This window comes from Pseudomonas sp. Xaverov 259 (assembly GCF_019352915.1).
In the GTDB taxonomy this organism is placed as follows: domain Bacteria; phylum Pseudomonadota; class Gammaproteobacteria; order Pseudomonadales; family Pseudomonadaceae; genus Aquipseudomonas.
The window spans coordinates 64,211-86,849 of record NZ_JAAAFV010000013.1 but is presented as its reverse complement, the minus strand read 5'-3'; the positions used below and the strand labels follow the sequence as shown (position 1 = coordinate 86,849).

The 22,639-nt window shown below is 61.2% G+C and carries 22 protein-coding genes; 12 read left to right on the top strand and 10 right to left on the bottom strand.

Going from position 1 to position 22,639, the window contains the following annotated elements; all coding sequences use genetic code 11:
• Positions 1-133: 133 nt before the first annotated feature.
• Positions 134-1,504: a glutamine synthetase family protein gene (locus tag K0H48_RS02565; protein WP_219266286.1), complete on the bottom strand. Its 1,371-nt coding sequence runs from the start codon at positions 1,502-1,504 to the stop codon at positions 134-136.
• A gap of 356 nt (positions 1,505-1,860) precedes the next feature.
• Here K0H48_RS02565 and K0H48_RS02560 point away from each other — a divergent pair, with 356 nt between their 5' ends.
• Both K0H48_RS02560 and K0H48_RS02555 read left to right on the top strand, forming a co-directional pair.
• On the top strand, positions 1,861-2,625 hold the full coding sequence (locus K0H48_RS02560; protein ID WP_219266285.1) for a transporter substrate-binding domain-containing protein: 765 nt from the start codon (positions 1,861-1,863) through the stop codon (positions 2,623-2,625).
• 50 nt (positions 2,626-2,675) lie between these two features.
• Positions 2,676-3,512, top strand: a complete 837-nt coding sequence (locus K0H48_RS02555; RefSeq protein WP_219266284.1) for a cache domain-containing protein — start codon at positions 2,676-2,678, stop codon at positions 3,510-3,512.
• A gap of 47 nt (positions 3,513-3,559) precedes the next feature.
• Here K0H48_RS02555 and K0H48_RS02550 read toward each other — a convergent pair whose 3' ends face one another.
• Complete coding sequence (locus K0H48_RS02550; RefSeq protein WP_219266283.1) at positions 3,560-5,077, bottom strand: MDR family MFS transporter; 1,518 nt, start codon at positions 5,075-5,077, stop codon at positions 3,560-3,562.
• A 67-nt stretch (positions 5,078-5,144) separates the two neighbouring features.
• Positions 5,145-6,338, bottom strand: a complete 1,194-nt coding sequence (pobA, locus tag K0H48_RS02545; RefSeq protein ID WP_219266282.1) for a 4-hydroxybenzoate 3-monooxygenase — start codon at positions 6,336-6,338, stop codon at positions 5,145-5,147.
• Positions 6,339-6,519: 181 nt separating this feature from the next.
• On the opposite strand from pobA, the gene K0H48_RS02540 reads away from it, so the two are divergent.
• On the top strand, positions 6,520-7,395 hold the full coding sequence (locus tag K0H48_RS02540; RefSeq protein WP_219266281.1) for a helix-turn-helix domain-containing protein: 876 nt from the start codon (positions 6,520-6,522) through the stop codon (positions 7,393-7,395).
• A gap of 104 nt (positions 7,396-7,499) precedes the next feature.
• On the opposite strand, the gene K0H48_RS02535 is transcribed toward K0H48_RS02540, so the two are convergent.
• Together K0H48_RS02535 and K0H48_RS02530 are read right to left on the bottom strand one after the other, a co-directional pair.
• The gene (locus tag K0H48_RS02535; protein WP_167353682.1) at positions 7,500-7,676 is read right to left on the bottom strand and encodes a hypothetical protein; all 177 of its coding nucleotides are present in this window, start codon (positions 7,674-7,676) and stop codon (positions 7,500-7,502) included.
• A gap of 97 nt (positions 7,677-7,773) precedes the next feature.
• Complete coding sequence (locus K0H48_RS02530; RefSeq protein ID WP_219266280.1) at positions 7,774-8,679, bottom strand: LysR family transcriptional regulator; 906 nt, start codon at positions 8,677-8,679, stop codon at positions 7,774-7,776.
• Between the two features lie 104 nt (positions 8,680-8,783).
• Between K0H48_RS02530 and K0H48_RS02525 the strand changes: the two genes are divergently transcribed.
• Both K0H48_RS02525 and K0H48_RS02520 read left to right on the top strand, forming a co-directional pair.
• Complete coding sequence (locus K0H48_RS02525; RefSeq protein ID WP_219266279.1) at positions 8,784-9,650, top strand: MBL fold metallo-hydrolase; 867 nt, start codon at positions 8,784-8,786, stop codon at positions 9,648-9,650.
• Positions 9,651-9,683: 33 nt separating this feature from the next.
• Entirely contained in the window at positions 9,684-10,298 is a 615-nt protein-coding gene (locus tag K0H48_RS02520; RefSeq protein ID WP_219266278.1) for an NAD(P)-dependent oxidoreductase, read from the top strand.
• A gap of 125 nt (positions 10,299-10,423) precedes the next feature.
• Here K0H48_RS02520 and K0H48_RS02515 read toward each other — a convergent pair whose 3' ends face one another.
• Positions 10,424-11,293 carry a LysR substrate-binding domain-containing protein gene (locus K0H48_RS02515; protein ID WP_219266277.1) on the bottom strand — a complete coding sequence of 290 codons (870 nt, stop codon included), beginning with the start codon at positions 11,291-11,293 and terminating at the stop codon, positions 10,424-10,426.
• Positions 11,294-11,403: 110 nt separating this feature from the next.
• On the opposite strand from K0H48_RS02515, the gene K0H48_RS02510 reads away from it, so the two are divergent.
• From K0H48_RS02510 to K0H48_RS02495, 4 genes are all read left to right on the top strand, one after another.
• Positions 11,404-13,029, top strand: coding sequence for a 5-guanidino-2-oxopentanoate decarboxylase (locus K0H48_RS02510; RefSeq protein WP_219266276.1), 1,626 nt, complete (start codon positions 11,404-11,406; stop codon positions 13,027-13,029).
• Complete coding sequence (locus K0H48_RS02505) at positions 13,026-14,468, top strand: aldehyde dehydrogenase family protein (RefSeq protein WP_219266275.1); 1,443 nt, start codon at positions 13,026-13,028, stop codon at positions 14,466-14,468. The genes K0H48_RS02510 and K0H48_RS02505 overlap by 4 nt, the downstream gene beginning before the upstream one ends.
• 205 nt (positions 14,469-14,673) lie before the next feature.
• Positions 14,674-15,861: a cyanate transporter gene (locus tag K0H48_RS02500; RefSeq protein WP_219266274.1), complete on the top strand. Its 1,188-nt coding sequence runs from the start codon at positions 14,674-14,676 to the stop codon at positions 15,859-15,861.
• 136 nt (positions 15,862-15,997) lie between these two features.
• Complete coding sequence (locus tag K0H48_RS02495) at positions 15,998-16,933, top strand: LysR family transcriptional regulator (protein WP_219266273.1); 936 nt, start codon at positions 15,998-16,000, stop codon at positions 16,931-16,933.
• Between the two features lie 3 nt (positions 16,934-16,936).
• Here K0H48_RS02495 and K0H48_RS02490 read toward each other — a convergent pair whose 3' ends face one another.
• Complete coding sequence (locus tag K0H48_RS02490; RefSeq protein ID WP_056857332.1) at positions 16,937-17,299, bottom strand: 5-carboxymethyl-2-hydroxymuconate Delta-isomerase; 363 nt, start codon at positions 17,297-17,299, stop codon at positions 16,937-16,939.
• Between the two features lie 145 nt (positions 17,300-17,444).
• On the bottom strand, positions 17,445-18,380 hold the full coding sequence (locus K0H48_RS02485) for a LysR substrate-binding domain-containing protein (protein ID WP_200430607.1): 936 nt from the start codon (positions 18,378-18,380) through the stop codon (positions 17,445-17,447).
• A gap of 221 nt (positions 18,381-18,601) precedes the next feature.
• Here K0H48_RS02485 and K0H48_RS02480 point away from each other — a divergent pair, with 221 nt between their 5' ends.
• Positions 18,602-18,994: a VOC family protein gene (locus K0H48_RS02480; RefSeq protein ID WP_138816276.1), complete on the top strand. Its 393-nt coding sequence runs from the start codon at positions 18,602-18,604 to the stop codon at positions 18,992-18,994.
• Positions 18,995-19,117: 123 nt separating this feature from the next.
• On the opposite strand, the gene K0H48_RS02475 is transcribed toward K0H48_RS02480, so the two are convergent.
• Positions 19,118-19,261 (bottom strand): hypothetical protein, encoded by a 144-nt coding sequence (locus tag K0H48_RS02475; RefSeq protein ID WP_219266272.1) that lies wholly within the window; start codon positions 19,259-19,261, stop codon positions 19,118-19,120.
• A 196-nt stretch (positions 19,262-19,457) separates the two neighbouring features.
• On the opposite strand from K0H48_RS02475, the gene K0H48_RS02470 reads away from it, so the two are divergent.
• Both K0H48_RS02470 and K0H48_RS02465 read left to right on the top strand, forming a co-directional pair.
• The gene (locus K0H48_RS02470; protein ID WP_219266271.1) at positions 19,458-20,762 is read left to right on the top strand and encodes an MFS transporter; all 1,305 of its coding nucleotides are present in this window, start codon (positions 19,458-19,460) and stop codon (positions 20,760-20,762) included.
• Positions 20,762-21,520, top strand: a complete 759-nt coding sequence (locus K0H48_RS02465; RefSeq protein ID WP_219266270.1) for a substrate-binding domain-containing protein — start codon at positions 20,762-20,764, stop codon at positions 21,518-21,520. Before K0H48_RS02470 ends, K0H48_RS02465 begins: the two co-directional genes overlap by 1 nt.
• Here the strand turns inward: K0H48_RS02465 and K0H48_RS02460 are convergent.
• Positions 21,512-22,414, bottom strand: a complete 903-nt coding sequence (locus K0H48_RS02460; protein ID WP_219266269.1) for a LysR family transcriptional regulator — start codon at positions 22,412-22,414, stop codon at positions 21,512-21,514. The genes K0H48_RS02465 and K0H48_RS02460 overlap by 9 nt on opposite strands.
• Positions 22,415-22,639 lie beyond the last annotated feature (225 nt).

Sequence of the window (22,639 nt, the reverse complement as noted above, 5' to 3'; positions counted from 1 at the left end):
TGGTTACTTTTGGCTGGGCCGGCATTCCGGGCGTTTGCCAAAAGTGACCCGCCGTCAGGGCGGAACCCTAAGCAGCCATCACCGCAGCAACGGATATACACCCCCATCAAGAACAACCCCGCGCCCCAGCCAATCACGCCTGATGCAGATACCAACGCCAATCCTGCTCCCCCACCTCCCCCATGAACTGGCGATACTCCGCACGTTTCACCGCCAAATAAACACCGAGAAACTCACTGCCAAACGCCTCCCGCGCCCAGCTGGAACCCTCCAGCGCACGCAAGGTGGTCAGCCAGTCGGTGGGCAGCAATGCATTGGCCTGGGCGTACCCGTTGCCTTCCACCGGCGCACCGGGGTCGCGCTGTTCGCGAATACCTCGGTGAATACCCGCCAGGATTGCGGCGGCAGCCAGGTAAGGGTTGGCGTCGGCTCCGCAAATCCGGTGTTCGATATGCCGCGAATGAGCCGGCCCGCCCGGCACGCGCAGGCTGACGGTGCGGTTGTCCACGCCCCAGGTGGCCGCCAGCGGCGCATAACTGTTGGTCTGGAAGCGCCGGTAGGAGTTGGCATTCGGGCAAAACATCAGCAGCGAATCGAGCAAGGTGCTGAGCATGCCGCCCACGGCCTGGCGCAGCAGCGGCGTGCCATCGGCCGCCTCACTGGCGAACAGGTTATTGCCCTGGGCATCCGCCAGGCTCACATGCATGTGCATGCCGGTGCCCGCCAGGTCATCGAACGGCTTGGCCATAAAGCAGGCCGTCATCCCATGCTTATGCGCCACGCCCTTGACCAGGCGCTTGTAGCGCACCGCTTCGTCCATGGCCTGCAGGGCATCGGCGCGATGTTCCAGGGTGATTTCCACCTGGCCCGGCGCGTACTCGGAAATCGCCGTGCGCGCCGGAATGCCTTGCAGCTTGCAAGCGCTGTAGAGGTCGGCCAGGAACGGCTCGATCTGCTCCAGCTCACGCAAGCCGTATACCTGGGTCGAGCGTGGGCGATTACCGTCAACATCCCGCGCCGGTTGCGGGCGGCCGTTGCTATCGGGTTTCTGGTCGAGCAGGTAAAACTCCAACTCCGCCGCCATCACCGGGTAAAACCCGTCGGCCTTGAGCCCGTCGATCACCTTGGCCAGCACATGCCGAGGGTCCGCCACGGTGGCCGGCAAGCCTTCGGTGGGGTGCATGCTGACTTGCACAGCGGCCGTCGGGATCAGGCGCCACGGCATGCGCTGCAAGCTGCCGCTGACCGGGTAGGCACGGCAGTCGATATCGCCGACTTCCCACACCAGCCCGGAGTTTTCCACGTCGTCGCCGTTAATCGTCAGGCCCAGGATGGTGCTGGGCAACGGGCGGCCACTTTCATACACCGCCAGCAGCTCATCGCGGTGCAGCAACTTGCCGCGGGGTACGCCGTTGTTGTCGAGGATAAACAGCTCGAACATTTCGATGTCCGGGTGTTGCTCAAGAAAAGACTGGGCTTCTTGCAGGCTGGCAAAAACACTCATGGGAACTCTCATACGTTTGCGTCAGGCAGGCGCACGGGCGCCGCCGGGCAGATGCGCACAGGTGCGCGTCATCCATGGGGCAGATCAACGTAGGAGAAAGGTATCTGGTGGGCGCGCGTGTCGGCAGTGGAACAGGGCCCAAAAGGCGAGCGCGGACGGCAGTGTCGCGAGGTGAGTGTCGGGTGAGCCGTCCATGCGGGATTCACAGTGAGGTAGATGCCCGGCAGCGTCACACGCGCGCAAAGGTTGTTCAATTCAGGGTTGACGGAGTTTGGTTGCAGCCTGGCTAAACAATTGCCATCCCCGCGTTTAGCTGGAAATAATGGCGACCCGAGCATGCCCAAGGATTCGACCGCATGAAAGCGCCCCTGGCCTTCTGTTTACTGGCAAGTGTGACCAGCCACGCCCTGGCCGACTCACGCCTGGACGAGGTGCTGCAAAACGGCACCCTCAGCGTCTGCACCACCGGCGACTACAAGCCCTACACCTCGTTGCGTGCCGATGGGCGCTATGAAGGCATTGATATCGCCATGGCCGAGTCCCTGGCCAAGAGCCTCAACGCCACCATCAAGTGGGTGCCCACCACCTGGAAAACCCTGATGCCGGACTTTCTCGCCCAGCGCTGTGATATTGCGGTGGGCGGCATTTCGGTGTCGTTGGAGCGCCAGAAAAAAGCCTTCTTCAGCCAGCCGCTCGGCGTGGACGGCAAGATCCCGCTGGTGCGCTGCGCCGATGTACAGCGTTACCAGACTGTCGAGCAGATCAACCAGCCACAGGTACGGGTGATCGAGCCGGCGGGCGGCACCAACGAGGTATTTGCCCGCGCCCACCTGGCCAAAGCGCAGATTCGCCTGCATGACAACGTGACGATTTTCGACGAACTGCTGGCGGGCAAGGCCGACGTGATGATCACCGACGCCAGCGAAGCGCGCTTCCAGCAAAAACAGAAGCCTGGGCTGTGTGCGGTCAACCCCGAGCGGCAGATGCAATACAGCGAAAAAGCCTTTTTGCTGCCTCGCGACGACGTGGCGTGGAAAAGCTATGTCGACCAGTGGCTGCACTTGAGCATGGCCACCGGGGTGTATGACGGCATCGTCAATCAATGGCTGGCGGCGCCCTGAGCAGGAGCCGTCTACGCTGTGCTCACATCAACAATAAAGAGGGATCGGTAATGAAGGGATTGCTCCGACTCACCTGCCTGCTGCTGTTGGGTTTCAGCCAGGTGCACGCGGCCACTCAGGATGAGGACGCCCAGGCCGCCAAGGCGTTGCTGGAAAAGGCCGTCACCTACTTTCAAAGCAACGGCGACAAGGCGTTCGCCGCGTTCAGCCGCCAGGGTGAGTTTATCGACCATGACCGCTACGTGTTCGTGGTTGATACCAAGGGTGTGCTGCTGGCCAGCGGCGGGCCCTCCTCTGCATTGATCGGCCGCGATGTGTCCGAAGTGCTCGGGCCAGACCTGCAAGCGTCGTTCAAAAAGGCACTGACCGTGCCCGAAGGCCAAGGCATCCAACAAGCCGACTACCGCTGGCAGAACTGGAACGACGGCAAGGTTGAGCACAAGCATGTGTTTTACCAGCGCGTGGGTGAGCGCATCCTCGCGGTGGGTTACTACTTGCCACGGGCCACGCCGGAGCAGGCCCGGGCGCTGCGCAACAAGGCAGTGAATGCTCTGCTCAAGGATGAAGCCGGCACGCTCAAGGCGATCAATTCACTGCAGGGCGGGTTTCTGCAGGATGATCTGTATGTGTTTGTGGTCGACCTGGATACCGGGCGCTATGTGGCGCATGGCACCAACCTGCGCCTGATCAATACCGACTTTCGCAAGATCAAAGACCCGGATGGCAAGCCGGTGGGTGAGCCGATCCTGAAGCTGATGGCCGAGCAGGATCAGGGGGAATACAAGTACCGCTGGAAGAACCCGGTGACCGACAAGGTTGAAAACAAACATGCGTACGTGCGCAAGGCCGGGCATTTTATGGTGGCGGTTGGGTACTACAGCCCCTGATCTAAGTTGGAATGCCAGCTCCCACAGTTTGATCATCATTGTGTCAGTTAACGTGCTTTGTCTTCACGGCCACGCAGCACACGATTGGGCATCGCAATCGCCGCCGCCAACCCCAGCAACGACACTGCCGCACTGACCATCAACAAATGCCGGAACGTCACCGCCAGCTCCCCGCGCAAAGCATCCTGCGCAGGCCCTGGCGCGGCATTCAGGCCGTCGAGCAACACGCTGCCGGAACTGCCCTCGGCGCCCAGCGCACCGCTGGCCAAATGCGCAAAGCTTGAATCCTGCAACAACGCCAGCAACAGCGCCGACATGCACGCCACACCGACCGCCCCGCCCAACGAGCGGAACAGGTTAGTGGTGCTGGTAGCCACGCCAATGTCGCGCTGCTCCACCGAGTTCTGCGTACCCACCAGGGACGTCGGAAACTGCATCCCCGCCGCAATTCCGCACAGCAGCATAAACACCGCCGTGAGTTCCACCGCCTGCGGCGCGCTGTAGGCCATGCCGAGAATCGCCAGCGGGCTCAAGAACGCGCCGGTCAGAATCATCGGCTTATAACGCCCGGTCACCGAGGTCATGCGCCCGGCGAAATAAGCGCCCATCGGCAAGCCCATGGCCAACGGCAGCAAGTGCAAGGCGGCGCTGTCGGCACCCGAGCCGGTCACCGTCTGATAGCGCAACGGCATCAACACCGTCAGGGAAATCGCCTGGAAGCTGGTGAAGAAAATCGTGCACCAGCACAGCACCGCGCTGCGGTTGGCAAACAGGTGCATCGGCAACAACGGCTCGCGCGCCCGGCGTTCGTGCCACACGAACACCGTCAAGGCCACCAACGCGCAGGCCAACAGCCCCAGCACTTGCTCGTCACGCCAATGATGGCCCTGGCCGATTTCGGTGATGCCCAGCAGCAAGGCAGTCAGGCCGATGATCATCAGCACGGTGCCGAGGTAATCGATAATCGGCTTGCGCTGCGGCACCGGCAGGCCCACCAGTGTGCGGTGCGCCACGTACCAGGCGCCGGCGCCCAGCGGCAGGTTGATCAAAAACACCCAGCGCCACGACAGGTATTCGGTCATGTACCCGCCCAGCACCGGCCCGGCCACACTGGCCACCGCGTACATGCTGCTGAAATAGCCCTGATAACGCCCACGCTCGCGGGGTGGGATGATGTCGCCAATGATCGCCTGGCTGACCGAGATCATCCCGCCGGCACCGATGCCCTGGAGAATCCGCGCCAGCACCAACTGTTCCATGCTTTGCGCCATGCCGCAGAACAGCGACGCCACAGTGAACACGCCCATGCCGATCAACATCATCGGCCGACGCCCGTACAGGTCGCCGAGCTTGCCGTAGATCGGCACGGCCACGGTCATCGCCACCATATAGCCGGAGATCACCCAGGCCAGCAGGTTTACATCGTGAAACTGCGCGGAAATGGCCGGCATCGACACGGCGACAATGGTCTGGTCCAGGGCGCCCAGGAAGATCGCCAGCATCAAGGCGGCGAGCACACTGCGAACGGCGGGAACGGGTGGAGCGGGTTGGTTGACGCTGGTCACGGCAGAACCTTCGAGCAAGGCCCGCAGGCAAGGAAGGGCCTGCGGGAATGCTGGATACGATAGCAGGCTACTCGATAGCTTCGTAAGGAAGCCCAACGTAATTTTCTGCGATGGTCTGGCGCCCCGCCTGTGAGTGGATGAAATACTCCAGCTCGCTCTGCGCAATGCGCTGGCTGAAGCCGTCGGCTTGCGGGAACTGGTGCAACATCGAGGTCATCCACCAGGAAAACCGCTCGGCCTTCCACACCCGGCGCAGGCAGATGGCCGAGTATTTTTCCAGCAGGTCCACGCGGCCCTCGCGGTACACCTTGAGCATGATCCGAAACAAGGTGCTCACATCACTGGCGGCCAGGTTCAAGCCTTTGGCGCCGGTGGGCGGCACGATATGCGCGGCGTCACCGAGCAGGAACAGGCGCCCGTACTGCATCGGCTCCACCACAAAACTGCGCAGCGGCGCGATGCTTTTTTCGATTGAAGGCCCGGTGACCAACTGTTCAGCCAACTGGCTGGGCAGGCGGGTTTTCAGCTCGGCCCAGAAACGCTCATCCGACCATTCTTCCAGCGGCTCATCGACCGGCACCTGCAGGTAATAGCGGCTGCGGGTCGGCGAACGCATGCTGCACAACGCAAAGCCACGCGAATGTTTGGCATACACCAGCTCGTCATGTACCGGCGGCGTATCGGCGAGGATGCCCAGCCAGCCGAACGGATAGACACGCTCGAACACTTGCAACGACTGCGCCGGAATCGACTGGCGCGCCACCCCGTGAAAACCGTCGCACCCGGCGATGTAGTCGCAGTCCAGGCGCACGTGTTCGCCGTCATGTTCGAAGGTGAGCCAGGGCCGATCAGTTTTAAGGTCATGGGGCTGCACGTCGCGCGCTTCGTACAGGGTCACAGCGCCGGCAGCTTCGCGGGCGGCCATCAGGTCGCGGGTGACTTCGGTCTGGCCGTAGATCATCACCGACTGGCCGCCGGTCAAGCCTTTGAGGTCGATATGGGTCAGTTGGCCATCGAGTGCCAACTCAAAGCCGTCGTGTACCAGGCCTTCGGCATCCATGCGTCGGCTCACGCCCGCCTCGCGCAGCAGGTCGACCATGCCTTGTTCCAACACCCCGGCGCGGATGCGGCCTTGCACGTAGTCGGCGCTCTGGCGCTCTAGAATAAGGGTCTGGATACCGGCGTTGTGCAGCAGTTGACCGAGCAGCAATCCGGAGGGACCGGCGCCAATAATGGCGACTTGGGTTTTAAGCGTTTTCATTATTTTTATGGCCCGCAAGCTCCACCCGAACGGATCAGGTGAAAGAGTTGTCATTCATCTTGTTGCTGATCATTTTTCACTTGAGTGGCCGCCATAAGAAGGTGAAAACTGAGACAAAGCCTGCGCTTTTTGCCAATTGGGGCGATTACCGCACCACTATCCTGAGTATCGGATTGAAACCATGACCAAAACTGCCAGTACCGCGATTCCGGTCTTCAAGCTTTACGGGGAAAGCCAGCAATGGCCGACCCCGGATTTGTTGCACTGTGAAACCATTTCCCGACGGAGCCGGGAATACCAGTGGGAAATCCAACCCCACCGGCACGCGGATCTGTGCCAATTGCTGTACGTACACAAAGGCCAGGCGCAACTGGAAATCGAAGGCCAGCGCACCACGCTCAGCGAAGCCACTTTGCAGGTGCTGCCGCCTTTGTGTGTGCACGGGTTTCGGTTTTCTGAAGATGTGGAAGGTTTTATCGTGACGCTGGCCGCGCCGCTGGTCAGCCATTTGCAGACGCAGCTGGGCGCGACGGTGGACGGTTTGAACGCTTTGGGCAATTACCCGGCCGGCAAGGACAGCGACTACCTCAACAGCCTGTTCGCCCGCCTGCAGGATGAGTACGCCGATGAACAACCGGCCCGCGACATGATGATGCACGCCTTGGTCAGCGTGCTGCTGGTGTGGATCAGCCGCCAGGCGATCCAGCGCCGCCATGCGCGCGCGCCGCGTGGGCGTGAATATTTTCGGCGCTTTACGCAGTTGGTCGAGCAGCATTACCGCGAACACCCGAAGATTGAAGACCTGGCCCACAAGCTGGGTATCTCGGTCTCACACCTGAACGGTACGTGTCGGGAATTGGGTGGGCAGCCTGCCTTGCAGATCATGCATGACCGCCAGTTGCTGGAAGCCAAGCGCTTGCTGACCTATACCAGCATGACCATCAATGAGATGTCGGAAGTATTGGGGTTTTCCGACCCGACCAACTTCTCCCGGCTGTTCCGTCGCCGAGTGGGGTTTTCGCCAAAGGCGTTTCGCGAGCAACTGAAGGCCGATTGACGCGGGACGCGGAGCGTCCTGGGCTGCATTCCCACGCAGAGCGTGGGAACGATCATCCCACACGGAGCGTGGGAACGATCATCCCACACGGAGCATGGGAACGATCATCTGAGCGCGCTGAAGCTGCCGGTACGCGGCACACACAGATCCTGGTGGCAGCTGATCGCGAAGGTCGGCTGCATGCGGGTCTGTTCAACCCGGTAGGCGGCCGTGCCGTACAGCGCGGTGGCCAACGCGGACAGGATGAAAATCATCAGGTACTTTCTAATTTTTAGGGTCATGGCACACCTCTGAATAGATCGACTCGGTGCTGGTTAAAGCATAGGTCAGTCAGGGCGAGTTGCCATTATTGGGCGTCATTCAACACGTTTATGTCGATTAGAGGCCAATGTCCCATACCGGCTCTTCCGGAAAGCTGTTCACCAGAAAATCCACAAAGCTGCGCAGCACCAACGGCATGTGTTTACGTGAGGCATACACCGCATACACATTCATCTGTTGCGGCTCGGCTTCGGGCAACAGACGGATCAATTCGCCGCGACGGATATAGTCCCCCGCCTGGTTGCTGGGAAGCCGCGCCACTCCGGCGCCCGCCAGGGTCACCCGCAACAGAGCCATGGCCTCATTGGCGGTGATATTGCCCTGCACCGCCACCGACGTTGGCTCGCCGTTCTCGGTGAAGTGCCACAGGCTTTTACCGAAATAAGAGTGCGTGAGGCAATTGTGCGCTGCCAGGTCGCTGACTTGCCGGGGCAGCGGATGTTCCAGCAGGTACGCGGGCGAAGCGCAGATCACCGAGCGGCACAGGGTGAGCTTGCGGGCGATCAAGTTGGGGTCCAGCTCAAGGCTGGTTCGGATAGCCAGGTCGATACGCTCATCCACCAGGTTCACCGTGCGATCCAGCATCTGCATATCGATACTGACTAATGGGTAAAGCTTGACGTAGGCGGCCACGGCATCCGCCAACTGCGCCTGGCCAAAAGAGCTGCTGACACTCAGGCGCAACTGGCCGCGCGGCGCTTCATCCGGCTCACTGACGGCCGCCTGCATGTCACTGCACAGCTCGAGCATTTGCCGGCAGCGCGGCAGCGTTTCACTGCCGGCGGCGGTGAGGCTGAGCTTGCGCGTGGTGCGATGCATCAAGCGCGCACCGACCCAATCCTCAAGTTCAGCCAGGTAGCGCGAGACCACCGGCCGCGACAGGTCCAACTGATCAGCGGCGGCGGACTGGCTGCCCAGGTCAACTACCGTGACAAACACCCGCATTGCTTGAAGACGATCCATGATTTGCACGCTTTTAGAAACAAACTATGTCCAAGCATCGCATTTTTTGTTGTGTTTGGTGCAACTAAGCTCTGTGCATCACTTACCTGCTGCTGGAGCTGCACATGATCTCGGTACTTAAACGATTTGCCCTGGCTTCGGCCGCCCTGGCGTTCGCCGCCCATGCTGCGGCTGCCGACCTGAAGCTGGATGCCTACAACCCTGGCACCTCGGCCATGATGCCAGTCAGCTCGGTACTGGTCAGCGGCGAAAAAGACCTCATCCTGGTCAACGCCCAGTTCGGCAAGCCCCAAGCCGAGCAACTGGTGCAAAAAATCCGCAGCAGCGGCAAACACCTCACCACCATCTACGTCAGCGACGGCGACCCGGACTTCTACTTCGGCCTCGACACCCTGACAGCCGCGTTCCCCGACGCCAAAGTGCTGGCGACCCAGCCGGTGGTGGACCATATCAAGGCCACCGTCGAGCAAAAAATCGCGTTCTGGAGCCCGAAACTCGGCGCCGACAAACCAAGCAAAGCCGTGATCCCGCAGGTGTTGCAGGGCCATACCCTGACACTGGAAGGCAAAAGCCTGGAAGTGATCGGCCTGGACGGTCCGCAGCCGGAGCGCACCTTTGTGTGGATCCCGTCGATCAAGGCGGTCGTTGGTGGCGTCGTGGTGTTTGAAAACACCCACGTGTGGATGGCCGATACGCAAACCGCCAAATCCCACACCGATTGGCTGGCCACCTTGCAACGTATCCAGGACCTGAAACCGGCCACTGTGATCCCTGGCCACTACCTGGGCACACCGACCGTGCAGTCCGTGGCCTTTACCGCCGACTACATCAAGGCCTTCGATATCGAGACCGCCAAGGCCAAGGACTCGGCTGCGCTGATCGCGGCAATGAAAAAGCGTTACCCGAACCTTGAAGACGAAAGCAGCCTGGAACTGGGTGCCAAAGTCGCCAAGGGCGAAATGAAGTGGTGATTGGTTTTAAACCCTAACGTACTGGAGAACGTCATGAGCAAGATTGCAATCATTGGTGCCACCGGCCGTGCCGGCAGCCAACTGCTGGAAGAAGCGCTGCGTCGTGGGCATACCGTTACTGCCATTGCGCGTAATACCGACAAGCTGGCTGCACGCCCAGGCCTTACCGTTAAAAAGGTCGACGCCCTTGATGCGGCTGCCTTGCAGCAAGCGGTGAGCGGCAACGACGTGGTGATCAGCGCGGCGCACTTCGCCACCCTGCCCGCCAGCGCCGTGATCGGCCCGGTGAAAAAAGCCGGCGTAAAACGCCTGCTGGTGGTAGGCGGTGCGGGTTCGTTGTTGTTGCCAGGTGGCGGTCGAGTGATCGACAGCGAGGGTTTCCCGGCCGAATACAAAGCCGAAGCCAGCGCCGGTGCTGAGTTTCTCGACGTGCTGCGTCAGGAAAAAGAACTGGATTGGACCTTTCTATCGCCGTCGGCGGAGTTTGTTGAAACCGAGCGCACCGGCAAATTCCGTCTGGGCCAGGACGACCTGCTGGTGAGCGCCGAAGGCCGTAGCTGGATCAGTTTTGCTGACTTTGCCATTGCGCTGATCGACGAAGTGGAAACACCGAAGCACTCGCGCCAACGCTTCACTGTCGGTTACTGACCCTGTAATGATCGTTCCCACGCTCTGCGTGGGAATGCCGCCCCGGACGCTCCGCGTCCCGAAGCGAGACGCAGAGCGTCACCAGAGGCATTCCCACGCAGAGCGTGGGAACGATCATCGGACGATCATCGGTGTGCCTCGCTCACCAGCCACGCCATCAACGCTTGCAACCCAGCCGAAGGCTCTGTCCCCGGCGGGTACACCAGGTAATAGCCCATCCCCGTCGGCACCCGCAGTTCAAACGGCGTCGCCAGCCGCCCGGCTTTCACATCCTCGCCAATCAGCGCACTGTCGCCAATCGCCACGCCCGAGCCTTGGGACGCCACCGTCATGGCTAAGTCGAGCGTCTCGAAATGATGCCCCTGGGCCAGGTTGCTCAACCGCGTATTCGCCGCTTTTAACCACAACGCCCAATCCCGCTCGTCCCGCGTGGGGTGCAGCAGCACCTGTTGCTGCAAGTCTGCCGGCGTGTGCAAACCGCCGAGCAACGCCGGTGCGCAGACCGGCGTGAGTTGCTCATCAAACAGGTGCCGTGCCTCGGCCGACTGCTCGGCGATGGGCGCATAGATAACCGCCGCGTCAAATTGCTCTCGGCGAAAGTCCACGGTGTAGGCCACAGTGGTAGTCAACTCCACCGGCACTTCCGGGCGCTCCTTTTGCCATTGCATCAGGCGCGGCAGCAGCCAGCGCATCACACAGGTGGAAGCCTTGAGTTGCAGGGTGGCGCGGCGGCTGCCGATCTGCTCCACCGCGTCACCGATCAGGCCGAATACTTGCTGGGCACGCAACGACCATTCACGGCCTTCTTCGGTCAGGCTCAAGCCCCGCGCCTGGCGCTGGAACAGGGCGTAACCCAGATGGCTTTCCAGCCCCGCAATCTGACGGCTCACCGCGCCTTGTGTGATGTGCAGTTGCTCGGCGGCACGGGTGAAGTTGCAGCACTGGGCGGTGACCCAAAACGTGTGCAGCGCAGGCAATGGTGGAAGGCGTTTCATCGGGGCAAGCCATGACGTGGGGACATGGCTAGTATGACTTTTTATCGATTGTTGCCGCTACGGGCCAGCCGCTCCAATAGCGCCTCGAATCAATAACAAGAGCGACATGTATGGCGACCTGCGGCGAAGTATTGGTCAACCTCCTGGAAAGCTACGGCGTGGACCAGGTGTTCGGCATTCCCGGCGTACACACCGTTGAACTGTATCGCGGCCTGGCGCGTTCCAGCATTCGCCATGTCACCCCGCGCCACGAACAGGGCGCCGGTTTCATGGCCGACGGCTATGCACGCACCCGTGGCAAACCCGGCGTGTGCTTCATCATCACCGGCCCGGGCATGACCAATATCACCACCGCCATGGGCCAGGCCTACGCTGACTCGATCCCGATGCTGGTGATTTCCAGCGTGCAGTCGCGCAGCCAATTGGGCGGCGGGCGCGGCAAACTGCATGAGCTGCCGAACCAGAGCGCGATGATCGCCGGCGTGGCGGCGTTCTCCCATACCCTGATGTCGGCGGCGGAGTTGCCTGGCGTGCTGGCGCGGGCATTTGCGGTGTTCCAGGCGGGGCGACCGCGCCCGGTGCATATCGAGATCCCGCTGGATGTGCTGGTGGAGAACGCCGATGCATTGCTGACCAGCCTGCCGGTCAGCGTCGCCCGCGCAGGCGCAGCGCCGTCGGCGGTCAAGCAGATGAGCCAGTTGCTCGCCGCGGCCAAACGCCCGCTGATTCTGGCCGGTGGCGGTGCCATCGACGCCGCGCCAGAGCTGACGCGCCTGGCCGATACCCTTGGCGCGCCGGTCGCGCTGACCATCAATGCCAAAGGCCTGTTGCCATCGACGCACCCGCTGCTGATCGGCTCGACGCAAACCCTGGTCGCCACCCGTGCGCTGGTCGCTGAAGCCGACGTGGTGCTGGCCATCGGCACAGAACTGGCCGAAACCGACTACGACGTGACCTTCGCCGGCGGCTTCGAGATTCCCGGCGCACTGCTGCGTATCGACATCGACCCCGACCAGACGGTGCGCAACTACCCGCCGCACGTGGCACTGGTGGCCGATGCGCAAATAGCCGCCGACGCCTTGCTGGCCGAATTGGACAAAACTCCACTACCTGCGCGCAACGGCGATTGGGGCGCTGAACGAGTCGCGCGCTTGTGGGCCGAACTGGCGCCCACCTGGGACGCGGCCACCCGCGCACAAACGCTGTTTCTCGACACCGTGCTGCAAGAACTGCCCGACGCCGTGCTGGTGGGCGACTCCACCCAGCCGGTGTACAGCGGCAACCTGACACTGAACCTTGACCACCCACGCCGCTGGTTCAACTCGTCCACCGGCTACGGCACCTTGGGCTACGCCCTGCCCGCCGCCATCGGTGCCTGGCTGGGCCGAGGTGACGGCCAGCCGGTGGTGTGCCTGATCGGCGACGGCGGCCTGCAATTTTCCCTGCCGGAACTGGCCAGTGCGGTGGAAGCGCAGGTGCCGGTCATCGTGCTGCTGTGGAATAACCACGGCTATGAAGAGATCAAGAAATACATGCTCAACCGCGCCATCGAGCCGGTTGGTGTGGACATCTACACCCCGGACTTTATCGGCGTAGCCAAGGCCTTGGGTTGCGCCGCAGAAAGTATCCAGGGCGTCGAGCAATTGCGCAGCGCGTTGCGCGCCGCCGCGGATCGCCAGGGGCCGACACTGATTGAAATCAACCAAGGGCTGTGGATGCAGGAGGCGGCGGTATGAGCGCAGTCTTGAACGGTGTGTTTATCAACGGCCAATGGCAGGCGGGCCATACGGTGCTGGAGGTGATTAACCCGGCCACCGAGGCGACCTTGGCCCACGTCAGCGTGGGCGATGCATCAGCAGTGCAGCTGGCGGTTGATGCAGCCAGCGCGGCTTTTGTCGATTGGTCGAAAAGCAGCGGCCGTGATCGCGGCGCCCTGCTGCGCAAGGTCGCCCAAGGTGTGAGCGAGCAGCGTGAACCGCTGATGCAGTTGCAGTCGAGCAACAACGGCAAGCCGCTGTTTGAAGCCGGTATTGATGTGGATGACGTGATCGCCACCTTCGAATACTACGCGGGTATCTGCGATGCGATGGACGCAGCACAAGACAGCCCGGTGGCATTGCCCAGCGACGATTTCAGCGCACGCCTGCGCCGCGAACCATGCGGCGTGGTGGGCTTGATCGTGCCGTGGAATTTCCCGATGGTGACCACCGCCTGGAAGCTTGCTCCCGCATTGGCGGCCGGTTGCTGCGTGGTGCTTAAGCCGTCAGAGGTCACGCCCCTGGCGGAGTTGCAGTTGGCGCGGATTATTGCCGAGGCGGGCTTCCCGGCAGGGGTATTTAACCTGGTGTGTGGCACCGGCCTTGCGGTCGGTGCGCCGCTGGCGGCGGACCGTCGCGTGGCGAAAATTTCCTTTACCGGCAGCAACGCGGTGGGCGTGCAGGTGATGCAGCGCGCCGCCGAAACCATCAAGGGTGTGAGCCTGGAACTGGGCGGCAAATCCTCATTGCTGGTGTTGGCCGATGCCGACCTCGATCTGGCGGTGGAGCTGGCCTGTGGCGGTGGTTTTTTCAACGCCGGGCAGATCTGTTCGGCCACCAGTCGCGTGTTGGTGGCCGACAACCTGGCAGATGAATTCCTGCGGCGTTTGCAGGCGCGGGCTGAAGGGATTCGCGTGGCGGACCCGTTTGCCGAGGATGTGGAGATGGGCGCGCTGATCAACCGTGCGCAGTATCAGCGGGTGCTGGGGCATATCCAGCGCGGCATCGATGAGGGTGCCCGGTTGGTGTGTGGCGGCGCTCGCCCGGTGGGCCTGGAAAAAGGCTTTTTCATTCGCCCGACGGTGTTTACCGACGTGCCATTGGGCAGCGCCTTGTGGAATGAAGAAATCTTCGGCCCGGTGCTGTGTGTACGACGCTTTGCCACTGAAGCCGAGGCCATCGCCCTGGCCAACGACAGCGATTTCGGCCTGGTCGCCAGTGTGGTGAGCGCCAGCGCCGAAACCGCTGAACGCGTGGCGAATGCCTTGCAGGCGGGCCTGGTGTGGATCAACGCACCGCAGGTGATCTTCCCGCAGACGGCGTGGGGCGGTTACAAGCAAAGCAGTATCGGCCGCGAGCTGGGGCCGTGGGGGTTGGCGGCGTTTCAGGAGATCAAGCATGTGATTCGCGCCGTTTAATGATCGTTCCCACGCTCCGCGTGGGAATGCCTCAATGGACGCTCCGCGTCCGCTCTTGGGACGCGGAGCGTCCTGGGCTGCGTTCCCACGCGGAGCGTGGGAACGATCAGTCATCCGCAATTTTTAGATAGCTCGTGCGACTTTCTGATTTGCCCCGCTGCCCCGCCCATGGCCTGATTCGCCCTTGTTCACTCAAGGTCCACCCATGGAAAACGTTCAGACAAAACCCACCACCGCCGTGTGGCTGATGATCAGCGTTGTGCTGGTCGCGCTTAACCTGCGCCCGTCAATGGCCGCCGTCGGCCCACTGCTGTCGTCAATTCGCGGTGATGTGCCGTTGAGTTTCAGCAGCGCGGCCTTGCTGACCATGCTGCCGGTCATGGCCATGGGCCTGGCGATGTTTTTTGGCATGGCCCTGGCCAAGCAGCTTGGCGAGCACCGCAGCATTGTGGTGTCGCTGGTGGTGATCGGCCTGGCCACGCTGTCGCGGTTGTTTGTGGATTCGGCGCTGGAGCTGATCGTCAGCGCAATGGCGGCCGGTGTGGGTATCGCGCTGATCCAGGCCTTGATGCCGGCGCTGATCAAGTCGCGCTTCAGTGACAATGTTTCGCTGTTCATGGGCCTGTACGTCACCGCAATCATGGGCGGCGCAGCACTGGCGGCTTCGTTCGCGCCGTTCGTGCAAGTACAGACCGGCAGCTGGCGCATCGGCCTGGCGATCTGGGCGGTACTGGCATTGATTGCCCTGGTGTGCTGGTACGCCCAGCGCGCGGCGCTGCCCCCATTGTCCCAAGCCGGGCCGGGTAAACAGGCGTCGTTTTTCGGCAATCGCCGCGCCTGGTTGCTGGCGGTCTTTTTTGGCCTGGGTACGGCGTCCTACACCTGTGTGCTGGCGTGGTTGGCGCCGTACTACGTGGAGCAAGGCTGGAGCGAACAGAACGCCGGTTTGTTGCTCGGTTTTCTGACCGCGATGGAAGTGGTCTCCGGCCTGATTACCCCGGCCATCGCCAACCGCCGCCAGGATAAACGCGGGGTGGTCGCCGTGTTGCTGGTGTTGATCATCTTTGGCTTCTGCGGCCTTATTCTCAGCCCGCAACACCTCAGCCTGCTGTGGCCGTGCCTGCTTGGCCTGGGCATCGGCGGCCTGTTCCCGATGAGCCTGATCCTGTCCCTCGACCACTTGGACAACCCGCGCCGCGCCGGCGGCCTGACCGCCTTTGTGCAAGGCATCGGCTACCTGATTGCTGGCCTGTCGCCACTTATCGCCGGCATGATCCGCGATCAACTGGGCAGCTTCGAATGGGCCTGGTGGTCACTGACCGGCGTGATTGTGCTGATGCTGGTGATCGTTACACGCTTCAATCCAAAGCATTACAGCCGACATATTCAGTAACGTCGTGTTGCCAACATTTTATGTCCCACACCAAACATAGAAACGTCCTACAGCGCTTTCTATTGGCACGACCGTTCCGTTAAGCTTTTGCCAGTCTTGTACTGAGTTCGGTACAAAGGGTTTACGGACGAAACCGATGCTAAACAGTAACTTGCTCAGAAAGCTCGATATGCAGGACTTGATGGTGTTTATTGCCGTCTATGACCAGAGCAGCGTTACCGAGGTGTCCGAGACGCTGTTCGTCAGTCAGTCAACCGTGAGCTACAGCCTGAAGAAGCTGCGCACCAGTTTTGAGGATGAGCTGTTTATCAACACGCGGGCCGGCATGCGCCCGACGTACAAGGCCACCACCATGTACGAACACGTGCAGAAGATCCTTGAAAGCATCAACCTGTGCCATGCCGGCAGCCAGGCCTTCGACCCGACGCAGAAGGCGGTGACCTTCAACGTCTGTGCCCCGGAATACTTCGAGCAACTGATTTTGCCGCGCCTGTTGAAGAACTTCGACCGGGCCGACTTGCCGGTGATCGTCAATGTGCAAAAGCTGGAAACCGAGCTGCCCGCCGACGACCTGCGCGAAGGCCGCCTCGATCTGGTGATTTGTTTCGGCCCGCACTTTCACCGTGCCCACAAAGACTTCAAGACCCAGATGCTGCTGGAAGACGACTTGGTGTGTGTGTTCGATAAACGTTCGAGCCCGCGCGAGCCGGCTTTCAGCCTGCAATCGTTTGTCGAACGGCGCCACGTGTTCCCCACGCCCTGGACCTCCGACACCAACATGATCGACGGCTGGCTGGCACGCCAGGCCCACAAACGCCAGGTGATTGCCCGTGCCAACAGCTACAGTGCCGCCTTGAAGATGATCAGCGGCACCGACTTTATCGTCACCCTGCCCCGCCGTGTGCAAAAGCTGCTGGCACCGGCCAGCGTGTTCGGCCATTGCGAAGCGCCAAACGGGTTGCCGGGGTTTACCCTGGACATGCAGTGGAATGAAACCAGCGGCCAGGACAGCGCCAATACCTGGTTTCGTGAGCAGATCGTCAAGGTGTGTGCCGATCAGGGCTTGTTGTAACCCTCAGCCAATAGCGACTTTGCTGTAAGAATCACGATCCATGTCCAGCAACTGGACACTGAGTTGAACCTGCAAATCGGCCGGCCACTCAGCGGCGTCCTGCAGGGCCGCCAACAAGCTTTCCGACAACTGCTGCTTGACCTGGGGTGAGCGCCCGCTGAGCAGCGACAGCTTCACCGCAATAAAACCGCGCGGGCTGAGTGAAGTACCCACCTGGAAACTTTCGACCTTGATTGCGCGGCTCTTGATATCGAATTCGGAACCGAACTGCCCGGACGCCATCAGCACATTGTTCAGGCGCAGCAGGGTTTTCTCGACGGCAAGGCCAGTCAGGTTGGCGGTGTATTCCAGGTGCAGGTGCGGCATGAAAAGCTCCGAGTGGGCTTGAAAAGAAACCTACATATAGCATGCAGTTGAACGAAGTCAGACCGATTTCAATGTGAAACTTCGGTCAGCCCTCGCAACGACCGAACGGGATAACGTCATCGGTGGATCTCCCTGAAGGCTTATCTCAAGATTTTTCCGCGAGTACCGGCAGCCTGTCGCGTTCACTCATGAACGCCTCCAGCCGTGAACGCATCCAGCGTTCGGCAGGGTCCGTGTCGACATGGCTGAGCCAGACCATCGACAGGTCCAGGGTTGGGGTTTCGAACGGGAACGGCTCACAGAACAGGTTGCCGCCGGCGGCCATAGCATGGGCGGTGTAATCCGGCAGGCTGGCGATCATGTCGGTGCCGGCGAGCAATGCCGGCAGTGCGCTGTATTGGGGTACAGACAGCACCACGTGCCGTTTGCGACCAATCTCGGCCAGCCACTCGTCAGCAAACCCCGACACGTTGGCGGTGTGGGACACCAGCACATGGGGACGGGCGCAATATTCGTCGAGGGTCAGCGGTGTAGCCGAGGCATCGGCACGCAACAGGCAGGGGCGGATATGCCGCAGCAATTTGCGCTTGGCATTGGCCGGCAGGCCGCGAGTCTGGGTGATGCCCACGGTGATATCGCCGGAAGCCAGCAGGTCGGGGATACGCCAGTAATCGACGTGCTGCACCACGAACACCACCAACGGCGCTTCCTGGCGCAAGGCTCGAAGCAGCGGTGGCAGCAGGCCGAACTCGACATCATCGGACAAGCCGATGCGGAAGGTCATGGTGCTTTGGGTCGGGTCGAAATCGTGGGTCAGGCTCAAGGCTGACGACAATGAGTCAAGGGCCGGCGACAGGTGCTGGATGATCTCCTCAGCCCGCGCGGTGGGTTCCATGCGGTGTCCGACGCGAATAAACAGCGGGTCGTTGAACAAGGTGCGCAAGCGATTGAGGGCCGAACTGATGGTCGGCTGGCCGAGAAACAGCTTCTCTGCCACTCGCGTTACATTGCGCTCGAGCATCAGTGCTTCGAAAACCACCATCAGGTTGATGTCGGCCTTGCGTAGTTCATTACGATTCATCGGCACCTGCCCCTTTCCCCAAGACAAGCCGCAGTTTAGAAAGCCCGGCGGGCTGCGTCTATGTGAACACTGTTCATCCGGCGCCTTTGGGACTATAAATCAGCGCTTGAGGGTCAAAGGATCGCTATCGTGCTGGTCATTATTGGCTTAGCCATAGCGTGGGTTTTCCTATCGCCGTGCTGGTGCCTTGACCGGTTATTTTTCAGCAAGGAGTGCCTGTCTTGAAATTCGCCTACACCATCATCTATGTGCCTGACGTTGCCGCGTCACTGGCTTTCTTTGAAACAGCCTTCGGTTTCAGTCGCCGTTTTTTGCATGAATCCGGCACTTATGGCGAGTTGGAAACGGGTGACACCACGCTGTCGTTCGCTGCGCATGAACTGGGCGAAATGAACTTCGACGGCGGGCACGTCGAGGCGCACGCCTCCCGAAAGCCGCTGGGGATGGAAGTGGGGTTTGTCACCGAGGATGTGTTCGTCGCCCACGCCAAGGCGCTGCTGCACGGCGCGAAGGAGCTGTCGCCTCCGAGCACCAAGCCCTGGGGGCAAGTGGTGTCGTATGTGCGCTGCCCGGATGGCACGCTGGTGGAGTTGTGTACGCCAATAGTGGGCTGAACACAGATCTAATGTGGGAGCGGGCTTGCTCGCGAATACGGTGTATCAGTCAACACTTCAGTGGCTGACACACCGTATTCGCGAGCAAGCCCGCTCCCACATTTGGACCGAGTACGCTTTTAATCAGGGTTTTAGCGGTCGCTCCTGATCGCGCTCGGACAGCTCGGTGCCGTCGTCCGGGTGTTTCCAGGTCTGCGGCTTTTCTTCTTCGCGTTGCCGGGGCTGCTCGTGCTCCGGCTCGTCCTGGCGTTCGTGCTCGTTACCCATACGCACCTCCCATCCGTAAGAATTGGTCACCTGTGAAGCATAGAACAGCCGTGTGATTTTGGCGGACGCGTCGATTGATAGCCAAGACGCATCAATACATCCAAATTACTCACTTATCATTTCTAAATGTGTCAGCCACTATCCGCGGTCTTAAGCGAAACAAGCACTTTAAAAAGAACGCTGGAGACACAAAACCATGACTAGCCCTTCCCGGCCCGACTCTGCCCGCTCGAAAGTTGGTGCGGTATTCCGCGTTACTTCGGGCAACTTCCTCGAACAGTTCGACTTCTTTCTGTTCGGCTTCTACGCCACCTACATCGCTGCCGCGTTCTTCCCCGCCGCTAATGAGTTTGCGTCATTAATGATGACCTTCGCCGTGTTCGGTGCAGGCTTCCTGATGCGACCCCTGGGCGCAATTATTTTGGGTGCCTATATCGATGACGTCGGTCGTCGCAAAGGCTTGATCGTAACCCTGTCGATCATGGCCAGCGGTACGCTGCTGATCGTGCTGGTGCCGGGTTATCAGACCATTGGCCTGTGGGCGCCGTTGCTGGTGCTGCTGGGCCGCCTGCTGCAAGGCTTCTCGGCTGGCGCAGAACTGGGCGGTGTCTCGGTTTACCTGTCTGAAATGGCCACGCCAGGCCGCAAAGGCTTCTACACCAGCTGGCAATCGGGCAGCCAACAGATCTCCATCGTGGTGGCCGCCGCGCTGGGCTACGGCCTGAACGTGTGGATGGAACCTTCGGTCGTTGCCGATTGGGGCTGGCGCATTCCGTTCGCCATCGGCTGCGTGATCATCCCGTTCATCTTCGTGCTGCGTCGCAACTTGCAGGAAACCGAAGAGTTCGCCAACCGCAAGCATCGTCCGACCATGCGTGAAGTGCTGGCGACCCTGGTGAAGAACTGGACCGTTGTCATCGGCGGCATGCTGATGGTGGCCATGACCACCACCGCGTTCTACCTGATCACGGTGTACGCGCCGACCTTCGGCAAGACCGTGCTGCACCTGAGCACCTCCGACGCCCTGCTGGTGACCTTGCTGGTGGCCGTGTCGAACTTTGTCTGGCTGCCGATCGGCGGCACCCTGAGTGACCGTTTTGGGCGCAAGCCGGTGCTGGTGGCAATGACCGCCCTGACCGTGATCACCGCCTACCCGGCGCTGTCATTCGTGGTCAACGCGCCAAGCTTTGCGCATATGCTCGAAACCCTGCTGTGGTTCTCGTTCCTGTACGGCATGTACAACGGTGCGATGATCCCGGCGCTGACCGAAATCATGCCGGTGGAAGTGCGTGTGGCGGGCTTCTCCCTGGCCTATAGCCTGGCAACGGCGATCTTCGGTGGCTTCACGCCAGCGATCTCCACGTGGTTCATTCACATCACCGAAGACAAAGCCTCGCCGGCCTATTGGATGATGTTTGCCGCGCTGTGCGCCCTGTGCTCGACCCTGGCGCTGTACCGTAGCGCCAACACGCGTGGGCAGGTGATGCAGGGGGCGGTGTAATGAAGCTGCTGCTCAACACCCTGACGGCCCTGGCCCTCGGCGCCCTGGCGCTGACGGCCCAGGCCGAACAGCTCAAAATAATGACCTCCGGCGGTTTCACCGCCGCCTATAAACTGCTCGGCCCGCAATATGCCCAGCACAGCGGTGACACCCTGGACACCATCCTCGGCCCGTCGATGGGCAAGGCGCCGGAAGCGATTCCCAACCGCCTGGCCCGTGGCGAACATGCCGACGTGGTGATCATGGTCGGCTATGCCTTGGATGACTTGATCAAACAAGGCAAGGTCGACCCGGCGTCCCGTGTGGAACTGGCCGATTCGCGGATCGGCCTGGTGGTCAAAGCCGGCGCAGCCAAACCTGCAATCGGCACTGACGCCGAGTTGAAGGCTGTGCTGAGCAAGGCCAAGTCCGTGGCGTATTCGGACAGCGCCAGCGGTGTGTATGTCGAGAAGGAGTTGTTCAAGAAGCTCGGCATGCCCGCCAAGGGCACGATGGTCGAGCGCACCCCGGTGGCCGAAAAGGTCGCCAAGGGTGACTACGAGGTGGGCCTGCAGCAGGTGGCCGAATTGTTGCCGGTGCCGGGCGTGACGTACGTGGGCAAGATCCCGGAAGACGTGCAGTCGGTGACGCGCTTTGCGGCGGGCATTCCGGTCAACGCCGAACACCCGGCCCAGGCCAAGGCGTTGCTGCAATTCCTCGCCTCGCCCGAGGCGCAACCGGTGGTGCAATCCACCGGCCTGGACTCGGTGTCACACTGACCGAAACGGCATCTCGCGCACCAACCGCTCCAACTCCAGCGCCGCTGGCGGCAATGTTCGCCCGCGGCGTTTTATCAAGCCCACATGGCGCATCACCTGCGGCTCGACCAGCGGCACACTCACCAGAATCGGGTGTTCGCACGCCGGCATCGCAATCGACGGCACCATCGCCACGCCCAGCCCCGCCTCCACCAGCCCGATCATGGTAGTCACGTGGTGGGTCTCGCAGATACTCGGTTTTTTCACCCGCACACCCCGCAACGCTTGGTCCAGCAGGAAGCGGTTGCCCGAGGTTTTGTCCACGGTGATGTAGTCGTGCTCATAGGCTTCGGCCCAGCTCACGCTGTCGCGCTCGGCCAATAGATGGTCACGACGGCAGGCCAGCACATAGCGCTCCTGGAACAACAACTCGAACTCCACCTCATCGGCCAGGCTGCCGCTGAAACTCACGCCGAAATCGGCCTCGCCGCTTTCCACCGCATTGCACACCTCGCCGGCGCTGGCATCCAGCACGCGCAGGCGAATCTTCGGGTACAGCTTGTGGAACTCGGAAATCACGTGGGGCATGAAGTAGTACGCAGTGGACGGCACACAGGCGATGGTGACGTTGCCCATGCGCGTGGAGGCGACGTTACTGATGCCCATCAAGGCGATATCGAGGTCGTCGAGGATGCGTTCCACCTGAGGCAGGAACGCGCGCCCGACCATGGTCAGGCTGACCCGTCGCGTGGTGCGCTCGAACAGCTTGACGTCGAGGGCCGATTCGAGCTTTTCGATACGCCGGCTCAGGGCTGGCTGTGAGATGCGGATGGCCTCGGCGGCGCCGCGAAAACTGCCCTTGTCTACCACGGCGCGGAAGGCTTGGAGGTCGTTGAGGTCGAAGTTGATGATCACGGGGGATGGGCCAGTGTGGTCGATTTGGGGGGCATTATCGTATGGCCGGTGGTAAGGCGCCATGCGTGCCGGGACGGTTGGCGTTAATAACCTTGCTACAAATATGAAGTCATACATATCAGTGCGTTATTGGCTGAGTGGCTCCACGCAATCGCTGAAAAGCGTCAATACTTGCAACCTGAGTTACTCAACAGGAGAGAGAAACGCTCATGGAAACCTGCCAGA

Bases quoted from the DNA above. Each gene is read 5' to 3' on its own strand.
- K0H48_RS02505 (WP_219266275.1), top strand. From the start codon at position 13,026: ATGAGCGCAGTCTTGAACGGTGTGTTTATCAACGGCCAATGGCAGGCG.
- pobA (WP_219266282.1), bottom strand. From the start codon at position 6,338: ATGAAAACGCTTAAAACCCAAGTCGCCATTATTGGCGCCGGTCCCTCC.
- K0H48_RS02525 (WP_219266279.1), top strand. From the start codon at position 8,784: ATGATCTCGGTACTTAAACGATTTGCCCTGGCTTCGGCCGCCCTGGCG.
- K0H48_RS02560 (WP_219266285.1), top strand. From the start codon at position 1,861: ATGAAAGCGCCCCTGGCCTTCTGTTTACTGGCAAGTGTGACCAGCCAC.
- K0H48_RS02475 (WP_219266272.1), bottom strand. From the start codon at position 19,261: ATGGGTAACGAGCACGAACGCCAGGACGAGCCGGAGCACGAGCAGCCC.
- K0H48_RS02540 (WP_219266281.1), top strand. From the start codon at position 6,520: ATGACCAAAACTGCCAGTACCGCGATTCCGGTCTTCAAGCTTTACGGG.
- K0H48_RS02470 (WP_219266271.1), top strand. From the start codon at position 19,458: ATGACTAGCCCTTCCCGGCCCGACTCTGCCCGCTCGAAAGTTGGTGCG.
- K0H48_RS02535 (WP_167353682.1), bottom strand. From the start codon at position 7,676: ATGACCCTAAAAATTAGAAAGTACCTGATGATTTTCATCCTGTCCGCG.
- K0H48_RS02555 (WP_219266284.1), top strand. From the start codon at position 2,676: ATGAAGGGATTGCTCCGACTCACCTGCCTGCTGCTGTTGGGTTTCAGC.
- K0H48_RS02565 (WP_219266286.1), bottom strand. From the start codon at position 1,504: ATGAGTGTTTTTGCCAGCCTGCAAGAAGCCCAGTCTTTTCTTGAGCAA.
- K0H48_RS02515 (WP_219266277.1), bottom strand. From the start codon at position 11,293: ATGAAACGCCTTCCACCATTGCCTGCGCTGCACACGTTTTGGGTCACC.
- K0H48_RS02500 (WP_219266274.1), top strand. From the start codon at position 14,674: ATGGAAAACGTTCAGACAAAACCCACCACCGCCGTGTGGCTGATGATC.
- K0H48_RS02520 (WP_219266278.1), top strand. From the start codon at position 9,684: ATGAGCAAGATTGCAATCATTGGTGCCACCGGCCGTGCCGGCAGCCAA.
- K0H48_RS02530 (WP_219266280.1), bottom strand. From the start codon at position 8,679: ATGGATCGTCTTCAAGCAATGCGGGTGTTTGTCACGGTAGTTGACCTG.
- K0H48_RS02510 (WP_219266276.1), top strand. From the start codon at position 11,404: ATGGCGACCTGCGGCGAAGTATTGGTCAACCTCCTGGAAAGCTACGGC.
- K0H48_RS02485 (WP_200430607.1), bottom strand. From the start codon at position 18,380: ATGAATCGTAATGAACTACGCAAGGCCGACATCAACCTGATGGTGGTT.
- K0H48_RS02490 (WP_056857332.1), bottom strand. From the start codon at position 17,299: ATGCCGCACCTGCACCTGGAATACACCGCCAACCTGACTGGCCTTGCC.
- K0H48_RS02465 (WP_219266270.1), top strand. From the start codon at position 20,762: ATGAAGCTGCTGCTCAACACCCTGACGGCCCTGGCCCTCGGCGCCCTG.
- K0H48_RS02495 (WP_219266273.1), top strand. From the start codon at position 15,998: ATGCTAAACAGTAACTTGCTCAGAAAGCTCGATATGCAGGACTTGATG.